At 71.9% G+C, this 15,239-nt stretch carries 13 protein-coding genes and 3 pseudogenes; 7 read left to right on the forward strand and 9 right to left on the reverse strand.

Going from position 1 to position 15,239, the window contains the following annotated elements; genetic code table 11:
- Positions 1-228: 228 nt before the first annotated feature.
- The 6 genes and pseudogenes from AB0L34_RS28165 to AB0L34_RS28190 all read right to left on the reverse strand — a co-directional run bounded on the left by AB0L34_RS28165 (position 229) and on the right by AB0L34_RS28190 (position 5,162).
- On the reverse strand, positions 229-1,629 hold the full coding sequence (locus tag AB0L34_RS28165) for a phenylacetate--CoA ligase family protein (RefSeq protein ID WP_363708028.1): 1,401 nt from the start codon (positions 1,627-1,629) through the stop codon (positions 229-231).
- Positions 1,630-1,948: 319 nt separating this feature from the next.
- A complete protein-coding gene (locus AB0L34_RS28170) occupies positions 1,949-2,578 on the reverse strand; it encodes an isoprenylcysteine carboxylmethyltransferase family protein (protein ID WP_363708030.1) in 630 nt (209 codons plus the stop codon).
- Between the two features lie 4 nt (positions 2,579-2,582).
- Entirely contained in the window at positions 2,583-3,299 is a 717-nt protein-coding gene (locus AB0L34_RS28175; RefSeq protein ID WP_363708032.1) for a cation transporter, read from the reverse strand.
- 35 nt (positions 3,300-3,334) lie between these two features.
- Positions 3,335-3,445 (reverse strand): annotated as a pseudogene (locus AB0L34_RS28180) (transcriptional regulator); the annotation flags it as partial.
- A 441-nt stretch (positions 3,446-3,886) separates the two neighbouring features.
- Positions 3,887-3,967: pseudogene (locus AB0L34_RS28185) on the reverse strand (cation transporter); the annotation flags it as partial.
- 364 nt (positions 3,968-4,331) lie between these two features.
- Entirely contained in the window at positions 4,332-5,162 is an 831-nt protein-coding gene (locus tag AB0L34_RS28190) for a class I SAM-dependent methyltransferase (protein WP_363708034.1), read from the reverse strand.
- Positions 5,163-5,235: 73 nt separating this feature from the next.
- Here AB0L34_RS28190 and AB0L34_RS28195 point away from each other — a divergent pair, with 73 nt between their 5' ends.
- On the forward strand, positions 5,236-5,838 hold the full coding sequence (locus tag AB0L34_RS28195; protein WP_363708036.1) for a TetR/AcrR family transcriptional regulator: 603 nt from the start codon (positions 5,236-5,238) through the stop codon (positions 5,836-5,838).
- Between the two features lie 156 nt (positions 5,839-5,994).
- Here the strand turns inward: AB0L34_RS28195 and AB0L34_RS28200 are convergent.
- The 3 genes and pseudogenes from AB0L34_RS28200 to AB0L34_RS28210 all read right to left on the reverse strand — a co-directional run.
- Positions 5,995-6,081: pseudogene (locus AB0L34_RS28200) on the reverse strand (cation transporter); the annotation flags it as partial.
- 26 nt (positions 6,082-6,107) lie between these two features.
- Positions 6,108-6,458 carry a metalloregulator ArsR/SmtB family transcription factor gene (locus tag AB0L34_RS28205; RefSeq protein WP_363708038.1) on the reverse strand — a complete coding sequence of 117 codons (351 nt, stop codon included), beginning with the start codon at positions 6,456-6,458 and terminating at the stop codon, positions 6,108-6,110.
- A gap of 124 nt (positions 6,459-6,582) precedes the next feature.
- A complete protein-coding gene (locus tag AB0L34_RS28210; protein WP_350705418.1) occupies positions 6,583-7,992 on the reverse strand; it encodes a lysine 2,3-aminomutase in 1,410 nt (469 codons plus the stop codon).
- Between the two features lie 154 nt (positions 7,993-8,146).
- On the opposite strand from AB0L34_RS28210, the gene AB0L34_RS28215 reads away from it, so the two are divergent.
- The 6 genes from AB0L34_RS28215 (at position 8,147) to AB0L34_RS28240 (ending at position 14,914) form a co-directional block, all read left to right on the forward strand.
- Complete coding sequence (locus AB0L34_RS28215) at positions 8,147-9,196, forward strand: zinc-binding alcohol dehydrogenase (RefSeq protein WP_363708046.1); 1,050 nt, start codon at positions 8,147-8,149, stop codon at positions 9,194-9,196.
- Positions 9,197-9,201: 5 nt separating this feature from the next.
- Positions 9,202-10,770, forward strand: coding sequence for an amidohydrolase family protein (locus AB0L34_RS28220; RefSeq protein WP_363708040.1), 1,569 nt, complete (start codon positions 9,202-9,204; stop codon positions 10,768-10,770).
- A 67-nt stretch (positions 10,771-10,837) separates the two neighbouring features.
- Positions 10,838-12,400 carry a lysine 5,6-aminomutase subunit alpha gene (locus AB0L34_RS28225; RefSeq protein WP_357461983.1) on the forward strand — a complete coding sequence of 521 codons (1,563 nt, stop codon included), beginning with the start codon at positions 10,838-10,840 and terminating at the stop codon, positions 12,398-12,400.
- Entirely contained in the window at positions 12,397-13,191 is a 795-nt protein-coding gene (locus AB0L34_RS28230; protein WP_363708042.1) for an OAM dimerization domain-containing protein, read from the forward strand. The genes AB0L34_RS28225 and AB0L34_RS28230 overlap by 4 nt, the downstream gene beginning before the upstream one ends.
- Complete coding sequence (locus AB0L34_RS28235; protein WP_350705426.1) at positions 13,188-13,580, forward strand: hotdog domain-containing protein; 393 nt, start codon at positions 13,188-13,190, stop codon at positions 13,578-13,580. Before AB0L34_RS28230 ends, AB0L34_RS28235 begins: the two co-directional genes overlap by 4 nt.
- On the forward strand, positions 13,577-14,914 hold the full coding sequence (locus tag AB0L34_RS28240) for a glutamate mutase L (protein WP_363708044.1): 1,338 nt from the start codon (positions 13,577-13,579) through the stop codon (positions 14,912-14,914). Before AB0L34_RS28235 ends, AB0L34_RS28240 begins: the two co-directional genes overlap by 4 nt.
- Positions 14,915-15,239: the final 325 nt, after the last annotated feature.

A 15,239-nucleotide genomic window follows, 5' to 3' on the forward strand; every position in this document is an offset into this window, starting at 1 on the left:
CCGCGAGCCCATGCCCGCATCCCCCGGGGCCCCGGCACTAGTGCACCCCCCCGGCCGCACCCGGGGGGGGCAGTCATCTCGTCCGGGGCCCGGCCGTAGGGTCGCCCGGCTGGCCTTCGAGTACCGGCAGACGTTCAACAAGGAGCTTCCAGCGAAGATGCAACGACTAGGCAATTGACCTTGGTTGGAAGGTCGCGGGCGTCGTGGGCGAGGCTGTCGTGGTAATCGTCATGGGGTGTCGACCGCGGACCTGGAGGTGGGCGCGGCGGCAGGGATGACGGCGCGGTATTTGCCGCCGGCGTTCTGTTGCGGCGGCTCGCTGGCGCGCTCGATGGCGACGTGGCCGAGGCCGTGGCGGGCCAGCAGGTCGCGCATGCGGGTCTCGACCTGGCGCCAGAGGGCGTCAGGGTCGGCGCCGGGTGCGGGGAGCAGCCGGATGCGCAGTGTGGTCGGCGCGGTCTGGACGATCTGGAACAGTTCCAGGCCGGGTACCGCCTCCAGCAGCGTGGCCAGCGGGAGCGGGGCGAGGATGACCGGCGCCTGTTCCCCCGCCGGGCCGGGGCGGGGGAAGGTGAGCAGGTCGGCGGCACGGCCCTGGACGCGGACGGCCGGACCGGGGTTGCCGCACGGGCAGGCGTCGGGGCGCGCGAGGACGGCGTCGCCGAGGTCGTAGCGCAGGATCGGCTGCACGTGGTTGGCCAGGTTGGTCAGCAGCACGTTGTGCGACGGCTTGCCGGGCGTCACCGGCTGATGCTGTTCGTCAACGGGCTCGAGGATGGCCCAGTCGGCGTTGACGTGCATCCAGCCTTCGGAGCAGCCGTAGCTGAGGAACGGGCACTCGTTGCAGGCGTAGCTGGTGCGCACCTTCGCCCTGAGCGCGGCCGCGATGCGCGCGTACTCCGGGGTGGGCAGGCCTTCGGCGCTGAGCGTCACGAGGGCGGGGTTGATGTGCAGCCGTCCCGCCTCGGCCTCGCTGGCCAGCAGCGCGCCGATGCTGGCGTACGGGGCCAGCACCGTCGGGCGGAACGCGTTGAGCTCGGCCACGAGGTCGTCCAGCGGCTGGTGCACGCTGAAGGCGGCGACGCGGGAGCGGCCGCGCAGGCGGGCAGCGGCCACGGTGGAGGCGAAGTGCCCGCCGACCGGCGCCACCAGCGCCATCCGGGTGCCGCCGCGCATGATGTGGGCCACGTCCCGGATGCTCAGCCAGTTGGCCAGCATCCGCGCCATCATCGCGGAGGTCACCGCGCGCGCGGGGGCGTCCTGCAGGAAGATGCCGTGCGTGCCGGTGGTGCCGGAGGTGGTGGTGAGCGTGTAGCGGCCGGCGAACGGTTCCCCGATGCGCGCGGGGTCGTCGGCGAACGCTCGCGCCTGTGCCAGGGTGACGGCCGGGTCGGTGACCCAGTCGTCGAAGGCGGCCATCAGCTCGCTCTTGGTTGTGGCCGGCAACAGGGCCACGTCGTTCGCCCCGGCCGGTAGGCCCCGGTACAGGTGCCGGTAGTAGGGCGAGCGGGTGCGTGCCCAGGCCACGAGCTCGGCCAGGCGGGCTCGCTGCCGGGCGGCCATCGCCTGCTCGCCGCCGGCCTTCGCGGAGCGGGCGTCGGCCAGCAGCCGTAACTTTGAGACCTTCATGTGCTGTGGTGTCCTTCCTCGTTGGCACCGTTGGGTGGCGCTGGGCGTGGTGCGGTGGGCGATGCCAGGCAGGTAGTCGCCGCTGCTCCGGGGTGGCTCGCCGCTTGCCGGGGTGCAGGCGTGCCGAGGCAGCTCGGTCAGGAACTCTTTGGCGGTGGACCGATCGCGTGGTCGAACCGGGCGCGGTAGGCGGGCCGGGCCGGCGCCACCGTGGCTCCCCGGTCGGCCACCTGTTGTGGCCACCGTGCAGTCGGTCGGTCCGGGTGTGGCCGGGCCTGACCGGCCACCGTCTCCGTACCTGTCAGGTCGGGGACGGCTCCTACCGGCGGCCGGCGACCTTGGCGGGTTTGGCGAGGCGGCCGATGCCGGGCAGGAACCGGCCCACCCGCGAGGCGTAGGCGGCGTAGGCGGCGCCGTGCATGCGGGCGAGGTATGGCTCCTCGACCGCGCGGACCTGCAACTGGATCGACACGACCAGGACCACGGTGGCGGCGAGGGAAATCGGATTCGGCACCATCAGGGCCAAGGCAAGGCTCGTCACGATCATCGCGGTGAAGATCGGGTTGCGGGCCAGCGCGAACGCGCCGCCGGTGACCAGGTCGGTACGTTCGCCAGGGTCGACCCCGACCCGCCACGAGGTGCCCATGCCTGTCTGCGCGGCCGGGGTGGCGATCATTCCGGCGACGGCGAGCACCAGTCCGATGATCCGCGTCGTGGGCCGGTCGAGAGTGTCGACCGGGTTCATGCCGGCGAGCGCGGCGACCGGGCCGGCCGTGCCGAGCAGCAGCGCGAGGACGAACAGCAGTTTGGCCCACCAGCGCAGCGTGCCGGCCGGTCCGGCGTCCAGCCGCAGTCCCGTGTCGCCGGTGCGGCGCCACTGCGCGAGGCTGCGCCACCCGAACGCCAGTCCGAGGGCGAACAGGTAGATCAGTAGGGCGATGGCGGCCATCGGCTCACTCCTTGCCGGCGCAGCAGTCGTCACCGCAGCCGTTCACGGGCGCGGAGGGGGCGGTTACGGCGGACACTGTGGTGGCCGGCGCGCAGCAGGCGTTCCCGCGCCACGCCTCGCGGCCTTCCTTCACCGCGACGGCGGCGATGACGAGGGCGGCGACCGGGTCGGCCCACCACCAGCCGAACAACGCGTTGACGGCCAGGCCGACCAGCAGCACCGCGGACAGGTAGGTGCACAGCAGGGTCTGTTTGGAGTCGGCCACCGCCGAGGCGGAGCCGAGTTCACGGCCGGTGCGGCGCTGCACGGCCGACAGCACCGGCATCACGACCAGGGACAGCGCGGCCAGGGCCAGGCCGACGGTGGAGTGCTCTGCTCGGTCGGCGCCGGTCAGGGCCCGCGCTGACTCCACCGTCACGTAGGCCGCGAGGGCGAAGAACGACACTGCGATGATCCGTAGCGTGGTGCGTTCGCGGCGTTCGTGGTCGGCGGCGGAGAACTGCCACGCCACGGCGGTCGCCGAGACGACCTCGATGACCGAGTCCAGCCCGAAGCCGATCAGTGCCGTCGACGACGCGAGAGTCCCCGCGGTGGTCGCCACGACCGCCTCGACGACGTTGTAGGTGATGGTCGCGGCGACCAGCAGCCGCACCCGTCGGGCAAGCACCGCCCGCCGGGTCGCCGGCGGCCCGGCGGGCGCCGACCGGATCGGGGTGGCCATCAGCGGCATCCCTGCTCGGGCGCGGCCGGACACGCCGCCGGATACCCCGGCCCCTCGCGATGCGCCAGCAGAAGCCGGGTCCGCACCGGATCAGACAAGGCATGGCCGACGCGCGCCAGCACCTGTCCGTGCGTCAACGTCTCCACACCCGCACCATACAGCACCCAATGTATTCAGCAAAGGCTGTACCGAGATGAGGGTGGATCATCAGGCGGCGAACACGTAGTCGTTGGCTTTCGCCGGAAGCTACGGCCGGCCCCGGTGGAGCGCAGCTTCCAGCCCGGAGCAAGGCTTGAGAAGCTGCGGCCTTGATCTCCGTGGTGTCCGGCCCGTAGCGTGCCGTCCGTTCGCTGACGGTCGATGTCTGGCGGCGCGGCGCCAGTGGTGATCAGCGCGGGCGCGCTCGTGTGGGTCGCCGCCGGCCGCCAGGAGGCACCCATCGGCAGGTGTGCGCGAGCGCCGCCGCGACGCCACGGAGGCGAGTGCCAGGCCGGCCGCCATCGGCGATCGGCGCGGCAGTCGTCCGTGCGGCTGTCGGCCGCCGGTCCGGCCGGGGTGAGCGCGGGCGCGCAGCAGGTGTCACCGCGCTACGCTTCGCGGCCTTCCCTGACCGCCGGGGCGGCGATGACCGGCGCGGCGATCGGGTCGGCCCAGGACCAGCCGAGCAGGCCCCGAACTCCCACCTCGGACACCAGCCGCAATAGAGCTGTTGGCGAGCTGGAGGACTCTGGTGGACGGCGACTGGGACTTGGTGGCGAACAAGAGCGCGGCGACGCGGCTCGGCTTCTCGCTGCTGCTGACGTTTTTCGAGATGGAGGGCCGGTTCCCCGAACTGTTGGGAGGTGCCGCCGGCCGCGGTGGAGTACGTGGCGGGGCTGGTGAACGTCCCGGCCGAGGAGTTCGGGAAGTACTCGCTGGTGGGCCGGACCGCCGAGTACCACCACAACGGGAAGCGCTGAGGTTCCGGCCGTCGACCTTGGATGACGAGATCGAGAGGATCCTGGTGGCGGCCCGGAACCGCTGGGAGAAGACTCAGGAGGCGCTGGCACGTACGGCGGTCGCGGCCAGGGTGGTGTAGTTCATCGTGAAGCGCCCACCCAGGGAGTCGATGGCGTCCCCGACCGCAACCAGTACCTCGGCCAGCTGATCGGGACGGAGTTGGGTGAGGCCGCCGGTAGTAGGTAGCAGATCCAGCCATTGGTCGCGCGTGTAGGACTGCTCCCAGTCGAGTTGCCACTGTTCGGGATCCTTGAACTGTTCGGTCTCCCGGATCTTGTCGGCAAACTTTGCGTATGCCGCCTGGTAGAGGTCGAGCGGACGTCGGGCCGGTTGACCGCTGAGCGGGGAGTCGGGCGCCGCCCGCCGGAAGGCGGCGGCAAACGGTTCGGCCACCTCGGCAGGCGGCTCGTACACGTGCCCGAAGATCGCCAGCCGTCCCCCCGGACGCAGCACACGTGCCGCCTTCACGGTGCCGGCGACCGGATCCACCCAGTGCCACGACTGGGCGGCGATAACCGCGTCGAACGTCCGGCCGGCTGGCTGCCAGGCTTCGAAGGCTGCCACCTCGACCTCCAGGCCACGGGCTCGCGCGAAGTCGGCCATCCGCGCATCGGGCTCGACGCCGAGCACGGCGCACCCAGCGGCTTGGAACTGGCGGGCTGCGATGCCGGTGCCGCAGCCGACGTCGAGCACGTCAGGCCCGGGGCTCCCTGCGACGATCCGCGCCACCAGTGCATCGGGGTAGCCGGGCCGGGCTTGGTCGTAGCGTTGGGCGTCCACGCCGAACGACTCGGCTATCCGCCGGGCAGCCTCATACGGCTCCGCCGGGGACGGTTCTTGTTGTTCTCGCGGTAGAATGGGCATGCGCCCACCCTAGTGGGCGCGCGCCCACTAGGCAACGGATGCCAGCGGGCTGACCGCACGAGAGGATCTGCGAGTGCCGACTGGGGTGCATCTTCGCGACGCGCGGCAGCAACTGTTCGACGCTGCCGAACGCGTGCTGCTGCGGGACGGGCCGAACGGGCTGACCAGCCGGGCCGTCACCGACGAGGCCGGCTGCGCCAAAGGCGTCTTGCATCGGCACTTCACCGACTTCGACGCCTTCCTCACCGACCTCGTGCTCGACCGGGCCGCGCAGCTTGAGACGCAGGCGAGTGCGCTGCGCGAGTCCGCCGGCACTGGCACGGTGGCCGATAACCTCACCAGCGCGCTGACCACCCTGTTCGGGCCGATTCCGGTCGCAATCATCCCGCTCATTACCTTTCGGGACGAGCTGCGCACACGGCTGCGGCAAGCCATGCCCGGAGGGGGCATCGCGATCCTCGCCCAGGCCACGACCGCGATCTCCGCTTATCTGGCCGACGAGCGTGAACTGGGCCGCATCGCGGCCGACGCCGACATTGACTCACTCACCCTCTCCCTGGTCGGTGGCGGGCATCTTTTGTTCGCAGACCGCGACCCCGGCCCGCCTACCACGTCAGTCGTCAACAATCTCGTGACGGCGGTCATCGCCGACGCCGTGCAACGACGACCGGCCTAGAGACCCCGAAACTCACCGAAAACCAGGCCACGCTCGCCCAGCAGCTCTACGACGCCCGTGAGAAGAAGGCCAAGACCGTGCCCCGCCAGCCGAAGAAGGCCGCTCATGAAGTTCTGACCGCTAGTTCGCGGCTGGTGTCTGAGCTGGGACTCTGGGGCCGAGCAGGCGGTTCAGCCCCAGGCCCACGAGCAGGACGGCGGACGGGTGGGTGCACAACAGGGATTGCTCGGAGTCCGCGACGGCCCGGCCGGTGATCAGGCGCAGACTTATCAGCAGCAACCCTGCTCGTCGGAGTTCGGGCAGGCGGCCGGGTCCACCGTCAGTACGAGACCGAGCAGGTCCGCGAGGGCGTGTGCCAGCCGGGCGTCGGCCAGTTCGTACCGGGTGCGGCGGCCCTGCGGCACCGCGACCACGAGACCGCAGCCGCGCAGACACGAGAGGTGGTTCGACAGGTTCTGTCGGGTTGTGCCCAGCAGTTCGGCCAGTTCCGCTGGGTATCCCGGCCCGTCGCGCAGCGCCAGCAGCAGCCGCGCCCGGGTTGGGTCCGACAGGGCATGACCGAAGCGGGCCAACACCTGCCCGTGCGTCAACGTCTCCACACCGTGGATAGTACATCTCATGATGTACTGATCGGGTTGGCCGCCGTCTCGACGCGTACGGCACAGCGGGGTGAACCGTCGTGGCTTGGAGACGCGCCACCCCCGGAGCCGGTGGTCGGCGCCGGGGGTGGCGGGTGCGGGTGGGTCAGTCGTCGACGCGGTGGTCGGCCCACCACTTCTGCCCGGTCTCGGGCAGGGTGTCGATCGGGTCGTAGTAGGCGTAGCGCTTGTTGAGCGCCTCGGTGTCGGCGGACTCGATCGAGGTGCGGTAGTTCTTGGTCCAGTAGGAGATGCCGCGCTCGCGGTCGTACTCGGTGAGCATGTGCACCCAGCGCTTGCCGACGAAGGGGACGTCGCAGACGATGCGCGGGGTGGCGTAGCCGGGCAGGTAGCCCATGATGTCGTGCTGGAGCTGCTGGGCGTGCCAGACCGGGACCCGCCAGTGCTCGGCGTTGGGGATCATGTCGCACATGTAGAAGTAGTACGGCAGGATGCCCGCCTCGCCCTGGAGGGCGAAGCAGAGGTCGAGCAGGTCGGGGGCGGTGGCGTTGACGCCGCGCATGAGCACGCCCTGGTTGCGGACGTCGCGGACGCCGACGTCGAGGGCGGTCTGGGCGGCCCTGGCGACCAGCGGGGTGAGCGACTGGGCGTGGTTGACGTGGGTGTGGATGGCCAGGTTGACGCCGCGGCGGGCGGCGGTGCGGGCGACGCGTTCGAGGCCCTCGACGACGTCGGGCTGGAGCCAGTGCTGGGGCAGGCCCATGAGCGCCTTGGTGGCGAGTCGGATGTCGCGGATGGTCTCGATCTCGAGCAGCCGCATCAGGTAGGACTCGAGGTTCTTCCAGGGCACGTTGGCCACGTCGCCGCCGGAGACGACGACGTCGCGGACGCCGGGGTGGGCCTTGAGGTAGCTGATGTGGGCGTCGTAGCGGTCGACGGGCTTGAGGGTGAGCTTGAGCTTGTCGACGGTGGGGGTGGAGTTGCCGACGAGGTCCATGCGGGTGCAGTGCCCGCAGTACTGCGGGCAGGTGGAGAGCAGTTCGGCGAGGACCTTGGTGGGGTAGCGGTGGGTGAGGCCCTCGGCGACCCACATGTCGTGTTCGTGCAGGGAGTCGCGGCTGGCGTACGGGTGGGAGGGCCAGTCGGTGCGCCGGTCGGAGGCGACGGGGATCATGTAGCGCCGGATGGGGTCGGCGAGGAGCGCCTCGGTGGTCATCGGGGCGAACGGGACCATGGTGTTGAGCATCTGCGGCGGCACCAGCATGGACATGGTGGCCAGGGCCTTCTGGTCGGCCTCGAGGTCGGCGTAGAAGGTCTCGTCGACGAGGTCGCCGAGCACGGTGCGTAGCTGCTTGATGTTCTTGACGCAGTTGACGCGCTGCCACTGCGCGTTCTCCCACTGGTCGCGGGTGACGTGGCGCCAGCCGGGGAAGCGGGTCCAGTCGGGTTCGACGAGGGGTGCGCGGCGGTATTCGTAGGGCTGTCCGGCGGTGGGGACCGCGACCGGCGCGGGGCGGGACGCTGGGATGGTCTCCACCGGTTGTGTCTGGGTCACGACCCCTCCTCGGGTGGTGCGGTTGATCAGCGATTCCGAAGGCTACTGGAAAATATCCGGTGAAGAAATTAGTCTGCCGGAAGTTTTCCCGCTACGCGAGCCCTGGCCGGGGCTTCGGGCGGCTTGACAGGGGGTGGTCTGCGTGACGTCACCGGTGGGTCTGCACCGCGTTGTCGAACCGGCGGGGGTGCTGCCGCAGGCGGCGTGGCGGCTCGACGCGCGCCCGGAGATCGCGGCGAACGAGGTCCGCATCCGGGTGGAGCGGTTGAACCTCGACGCGGCGAGCTTCCGGCAGTTGTGGGAGAAGCACGGCGGTGACGGCGACGCGGTCCGCGCCGAGGTGCTGGAGATCGTGTCGACCCGGGGGAAGATGCAGAACCCGGTGACCGGTTCCGGCGGGATGCTGATCGGCACGGTGGAGGAGGCGGGGCGGCGTTCCCCGCTGGGGTTGAAGGCGGGGGAGCGGGTGGCGACGCTGGTGTCGCTGACGCTGACGCCGCTGGCGATCCTCGACGGTCTGGCGCGGTGGGACGGGCGCAGCGAGCAGGTGCCGTGCGACGGGTACGCGATCCTGTTCGCCCGGTCGATCGCGGCGGTGCTGCCGGCGGACCTGGACCCGCAGTTGTCCCTGGCGGTGCTGGACGTGTGCGGGGCGCCGGCGTTGACCTCGCGGGTGGTGGCGCGGCACGTGGCGGACCGGGAGCGGGCGGGGGACACGTCGCCGGTGCGGGTGGCGGTGATCGGCGGCGCGGGCAAGAGCGGGTCGTTGTCGCTCGCGGCGGCGCGGCGGGCGGGCGCCGGCCGTACGGTCGGGGTGGTGCCGGTGGCGGCGGAGCGGGACGCGCTGACGGCGGCGGGTCTGGCGGACGCGGTGGCGTTGGCGGACGCGCGGGATCCGGTGGCGTTGTCGTCGGCGGTGACCACGGCGCTGGGTGCGCCGGCCGACGTGACGGTGGTCTGCGTGGACGTGCCGGGTTGTGAGCACGGGGCGGTGCTGGCGACCGCGGACGGCGGCACGGTGATCTTCTTCTCGATGGCGACGAGTTTCGCGGCGGCGGCGTTGGGCGCGGAGGGTCTGGCGGCGGACGTGACGATGCTGGTGGGCAACGGCTACGTGCCGGGGCACGCGGAGCTGGCGTTGGGGTTGTTGCGGTCGGAGCCGGGGGTCCGGGCGCTGTTCGAGTCGCGGTTGGCGGCAGACTGATTGTCATGACGAACCCCTCGACTCTGTACCGCGGCGGCGTGCTGCACTGTCCGGCCGATCCGAGTGCGACGGCCCTGTTGGTGACCGACGGCAGGATCTCGTGGTTGGGGGCGGACGCGGACGCGCCGGCGGCCGACCGGGTGGTGGACCTGGACGGGGCGTTGGTGACGCCGGCGTTCGTGGATTCGCACGTGCACGCCACCGACACGGGGTTGGCGTTGTCGGGGCTGGACCTTTCGGCGGTGCGGTCGGCGGGGGAGCTGCTGGACGCGGTGGCGGCGTTCGCGGCGGGGTTGCCGTCGGACGCGGTGGTGCTGGGGCACGGGTGGGACGAGTCGAGTTGGCCGGTGCCGGAGCTGCCGGATGCGGCGACGCTGGATCGGGCGGCCGGGGGCCGGCGGGCGTACCTGTCGCAGGCGTCGATCCATTCGGCGTTGGTGTCGGCGGCGCTGCTGGCGGCGTGTCCGCAGGCGGCGTCGGCGGTGGGGTTCGACCCGTCGGGTTGGTTGCGGCGTGACGCGCACCACGTGGTGCGGGCGGCGGCGTTCGCGTCGGTGACGCGGGCGCAGCGGGTGGCGGCGCAGCGGGCGGCGTTGGCGCACGCGGCGTCGCTGGGCATCGCGGCGGTGCACGAGTGCGGTGGTCCGGAGATCTCCGACGAGGAGGACTTCACGGGCCTGCTGGCGTTGTCCGGCGACGGCGTGGCGGAGGTGTACGGGTACTGGGGTGAGCTGCTGGGTGCGGCACGGGCCCGGGAGTTGGGCGCGGTCGGTGCGGGCGGCGACCTGTTCGCCGACGGGGCGTTGGGGTCGCGTACGGCGCATGTGTCGCGGGACTACCTGGACGGCGACGGGGGCTGCGGGCACGGGTACGTCTCGGCGGAGCAGGTGCGGGATCATCTGTTGGACTGTGCGGCGCACGGCATGCAGGGCGGCTTCCACGCGATCGGTGACGCGGCGATCTCGACGGTGCTGGAGGGTTTCGCGGGCGCGGCGGAGAAGCTGGGCACGGATCGGGTGCGGTCGGCGCGGCACAGGGTGGAACACGCGGAGATCATGAACAAGCGGCTGATCGCCGGGTTCGTGGAGTACGGGATCGTGGCGAGCATGCAGCCGGCGTTCGACCGCTTGTGGGGCGGTGCGGGCCGGATGTACGAGTCGCGGTTGGGTCTGGACCGGTCGTTGGAGTCGAACCCGATGGGGGCGATGCACGGGGTCGGGGTGGCGTTGGCGTTCGGGTCGGATTCGCCGGTGACGCCGTTGGATCCGTGGGGTTCGGTACGGGCGGCGGTGTGGCACCACAATCCGACGCAGCGGATGAGTGTGCGGGCTGCGTTCGCGGCGCACACGCGTGGCGGGTGGCGGGCGGTGCACCTGGACAACGAGGGTGTGTTGGCGTTGGGGGCGCCGGCGACGTTCGCGGTGTGGTCGACGCCGGCGGGGGTGGAGCGGGGTCTGCCGGTGTTGTTGGCCGAGGAGATCGAGGCGCGGGGTCCGGAGGATCCGACGCCGTTGCCGGTGTGTCGGCGCACGGTGCTGCGTGGTGACGTGATCTACGAGGAAGGGTCGGCGTGAGCGAGCGTGGCGGGTTGTTCGGTGGGGGCGCGGGTCGCGTCGTCGCCGGCCGGAGTGAGGTGACGGTGTGACGGGCAAGCTTGACCTGGATCCGCGGTTGGTGGCGCGGGCGCGGGAGTTGGCGCGCCGTGCCGGGCAGCCGGTGGTGGATCTGGCGCGCAGCCACACGACGGTGTCGGTGGAGCGGGCGGTGCTGCGGTTGGCGGGGGTGACCGGCGCCGACCCGGACGGCATTCCGTGGGTGAACCGGCTCGTCGACGCGGTGGTCGCGGACGTGGGGTTGGGGCACGGGGTGGCGGTGCCGGTGTTCGACGCCATGGCGCGGGAGCAGATCGCCGATGTGACGTTGCTGGCGCAGAAGGCGGCGGCGGGGTCGGTGCGGTTCGCGGTGCCGTCGGGGAAGGCGGCCACGGCGGCGCGGAAGGCGGCGCGCAAGGCCGTGGCGGCCGGAATCCGGCTGGTCGACCGGCGCCGCGTCGAGCGGGACCGTCTGGTCAAGCGGTACGGGGATCCGAAGCAGCGGCCGTGGATCTACCTGATCGTGGCGACGGGGGACATCTACGAGGACATTCCGCAGGCGCAGGCGGCGGCGCGGGCGGGTGCGGACATCATCGCGGTGATCCGGTCGACGGGGCAGTCGCTGCTGGACTACGTGCCGGAGGGCGCGACCCGGGAGGGGTTCGCCGGCACGTACGCGACGCAGGAGAACTTCCGGCTGATGCGGGCGGCGTTGGACGAGTCGTCGAAGGAACTGGGCCGGTACGTGCGGCTGACGAACTACGCGTCGGGGCTGTGCATGCCGGAGATGGCGACTCTGGCGGGCCTGGAACGGCTCGACATGATGTTGAACGACTCGATGTACGGGATCCTGTTCCGCGACATCAACCCGATCCGCACGTTCGTGGACCAGCGGTTCTCGCGGCAGGTGCACGCGCGGGCGGGGATCATCATCAACACCGGTGAGGACAACTACCTGACCACCGCGGACGCGGTGGACGAGGCGCACACGGTGACGGTGTCGCAGCTGCTGAACGAGTTCTTCGCGCACGAGGCGGGGCTGCAGGACTGGCAGTTGGGCCTGGGGCACGCGTTCGAGATCAACCCGGATGTGCCGGGGTCGTTCCGGTTGGAGTTGGCGCACGCGCTGCTGGCGCGGGAGTTGTTCCCGGACGCGCCGCTGAAGTGGATGCCGCCGACGAAGCACATGACGGGGGACGTGTTCCGGGGGAACCTGCTGGACGGGTTCTTCAACCTGGTGGGCACGATGACGGGTCAGGGGATCCTGCTGGTGGGGATGATGACCGAGGCGGTGGTGACGCCGTGGTTGTCGGACCGGGACATCGCGCTGCAGAACGTGCGGTACGTGCTGGGCGCGGCCGGTGGGCTGCACGAGGATTTCGTGCCGGCGCCGGGCGGGTTCATCCAGCAGCGGGCCAACCGCGTGCTCGGTGAGGCGGTGGATCTGCTGGAGCGCATCGGGGAGCAGTCGCTGTTGACGGCGATCGCCGAGGGCACGTTCGGGATCATGAAGCGGCCGGCTGACCGGGGCAAGGGTCTGGCGGGGGTGGCCGCGCACGAGGCCGACTACTTCAACCCGGCCACGGAGATCCTGGAAGGGGATGCGGCGTGAGCGCCGTCGAGGTCGGCGCGACGGCGCCGGGCGGCGGGGCCGCCGAGAAGAAGATCGTCCGGCCGTACGGGGACACCACCGGCGACGGCATGGTGCAGGTGTCGTTCACGTTGCCGGTGCCGCACGACAAGCGGGCCGAGGGCGCGGCCGTGCAGTTGGCGAACAAGATGGGCATCGACCCGGCGATGCTGGTGCACGCCAAGCCGATGAGCGAGGGTTTCACCTTCTTCGTGGTGTACGGGCGGGTGAACCACCTGGTGGACCTGTCGGCGGTGCAGGTGGTGGAGCGTGACTTCCCGCTGCTGTCGGCCAAGGAGGTCAACGCGGTGGTGAAGCAGCGGTTGCGGCGCAAGTTGTCGGTGGTGGGGGCGTGCATCGGCACGGACGCGCACACCGTGGGCATCGACGCGATCCTCAACGTGAAGGGCATCGCGGGGGAGAAGGGCCTGGAGTACTACCGGGAGTTGAAGGTCACCAACCTGGGTGCGCAGGTGAGCGTGCCGGAGCTGGTGGAGGTGGCCCGGGTGGAGAAGGCCGACGCGGTGCTGGTGTCGCAGGTGGTGACGCAGCGCGACGCGCACCTGCACAACACGCGGGAGATGTCGGCGGCGTTCCGCGAGGCGATGCCGGCCGGGAAGCGGCCGCTGCTGATCGTGGGTGGGCCGCGGTTCGACGAGACGATGGCCGGCGAGTTGGGCGTGGACCGGATCTTCGGCCGGGGCACCACGCCGGGCGAGGTGGCGAGCTATCTGGTGCACGCGTTGATCACGGAGAAGAAGGCGAAGGCATGAGTGATTCCCGGGTCGGTCTGACCGTCACCCACCGGCGGTACGTGCCCTACTCGCACGCGCACTACGCGGGCAACCTCGTCGACGGGGCGTACGCGTTGGGGTTGTTCGGCGACGTGGCGACGGAGGTGTGCATCCGCACCGACGGCGACGAGGGGTTGTTCGCGTCGTACTCGGACGTGCAGTTCCGCGGCGCCATGCGGGCCGGGGACGTGTTGGAGGTGACGGCGACGGTGACCCGGGTGGGCACCCGCAGCCGCACGATCGACTTCGAGGCGCGGGTGGTGTGCCGGGGCCGCCCGGACCGGGGCGAGTCGGCGGCGGAGGTCCTCGACGAACCGATCGTGGCGGTCACCGCGACCGGCACGGTGGTCGTCCCGCCAGCGGCGTGAGGCACGCGGTCTGCGCCGACGTCGGGTCCACGTACACGAAGGTGGCGGTGGTGGACCTCGACGACGGCGCGCTGGTCGCGGCGGCCGCGGCGCCCACGACGGTCGGCACGGACGTGCTGCACGGCCTGGACGCCGCGGTCGGGGCGGCCACGGCCGGCCTGCCGGTGGGTGACGTGCCGTGGTACGTGTGCTCGTCGGCCGGTGGCGGGCTGCGGCTGGCCGTGGTGGGCTACGAGCACCTGGTGACCGCGCAGGCGGGCCGGCGGGTGGGTCTGTCGGCGGGCGCGAACGTGGTGCACGTGGCGGCGGGGCGGCTCGGCGCGGCGGAACTGGCGGGGCTGCGGGCGGCCCGCCCGGACGTGGTGCTGCTGGTCGGCGGCACCGACGGCGGTGACGCCGAGACGTTGACGCACAACGCGACCCGGCTGGCGAAGGCCCGCTGGCGGGTGCCGGTGGTCCTCGCGGGCAACGTCGACGTCCGCGACGACCTGCACGCCCTGCTGGCCGGCGCGGGGGTGCCGGTGACGGTGGCCGACAACGTGCTGCCCCGCATCGGGGTCCTCGCGCCGACGTCGGCGCGGGCGGCGATCCGGGAGGTGTTCCTGCGGCACGTCATCGGCGGGAAGCGGCTGTCGCGGGGGCCCCGGTTCGCGCGGCTGGTGCGGGCGGCCACGCCCGACGCGGTCCTGACCGGCGTGGAGGTGCTCGCCGACGCCCTCGGCGGTGACCTGGTGGTGGTGGACGTCGGTGGCGCCACCACCGACGTGTACTCGGTGTTGACGCCCGACGAGCGGGCCACGGGGCCGGGCCGGGAGGTGGCGGGTTCGCTGTGGCGGGCCCGGACCGTCGAGGGGGACCTGGGCATGCGGTGGAGCGCGCCGGGGGTGCTGCGGGCCGCCGTCGAGGAGCGGCTGCTGAGCGACGCCGAGGGCGACGACCTGGCGGCCGCGGCGGTGCTGCGCGCCGACGACCCGGGGTTCCTGCCCGCGGGGGACGTCGACCGGGCCGTGGACGCCCGGATCGCGGCCCTGGCGGCGACGGTGGCGTTGCGGCGGCACGCGCGGGGCGCGGCGACGGGTGAGCGGGCCGGCCGGGACGTGGGGGTCGTGCGGCTGCTCGTCGGCTCCGGTGGGGTGCTGCGGCTCGCCGCGCCGGCCGACGCGGCGGGTGTGCTCTCCGCGGTGTTGACCGACCACGCGGGCGGGTGGCCGCTGCCGCGCGCCGCCCGGCCGGTCGTCGACACCGACTATGTGCTGGCCGCCGGTGGGTTGCTCGCCGCCGAGCATCCCGCGGCGGCGGGGGCGCTGCTGCGCCGCCACCTGGCCACGGATTGAGACGCGCCGACGCGACACGCCGTGTTGCAACACACGACAGGCCCGGGTGGGTTGACAACGGCGGGGGTCCACGCCGTACCGTCTTTGAGTCCTACTACGGGAAGCGGCTGTTGTTCGCTTCGTCCCTTCGTCCGCTGGCCGAGCGACATGTGCAGTGCGTCGCGGCGGCCAGGTCCAGCGGGCGGGGGTCGGCGGGGCGGCGCGAACCGGCCGCGGTTACCGGTGTACGGGCAGGGTGAGGTGCACGGCCAGTAGACAACGGCCAGGCGGGGGCAGCCAGTCCGCGTCGGGTCGGTCCGAAGGTCGGCGTAGCTCGTTCTCGCCC

Source organism: Micromonospora sp. NPDC052213 (assembly GCF_040679695.1).
GTDB lineage: Bacteria > Actinomycetota > Actinomycetes > Mycobacteriales > Micromonosporaceae > Micromonospora.